1 pseudogene is annotated in these 354 nt (G+C 55.6%); it reads left to right on the forward strand.

Features of this window, described 5'->3' with window-relative positions:
- Window positions 1–354 (forward strand): annotated as a pseudogene (locus Yoon_RS17885) (transposase); the annotation flags it as partial.

The raw sequence follows: 354 nt of genomic DNA on the forward strand, positions 1-354 counted from the left end.
GTGACGTATCTCGGCGGCACGGGATCAGCTCAGCTACGTTCTACAAGTACAAATCCAAGTATGGCGGCATGGAGCCGTCTTATGCGAAGCGATTGCGGGCATTGGAGGACGAGAACGGCAAACTGAAGAAGCTGCTTGCCGAACAGATGCTCGAGCGTGGCATTGTCCGCCATTGGTCCGAGGACAATGGTCGCGCGCAATGTTGAGAGACATTAATTCGAAAAAGTGGTGACGCCCGTTGGAAAGCGGAAAGCTGTGGTGCATTTGATGGACGTTCATCAGGTCAGCCAGCGACGGGCGTGCGATGTGCTGCAAGTTGATCGGTCATCGGTGCGATACCTGTCGCGTCGTGGC

Origin of the sequence: Yoonia sp. I 8.24, assembly GCF_022096995.1 — a bacterium.
In the GTDB taxonomy this organism is placed as follows: domain Bacteria; phylum Pseudomonadota; class Alphaproteobacteria; order Rhodobacterales; family Rhodobacteraceae; genus Yoonia.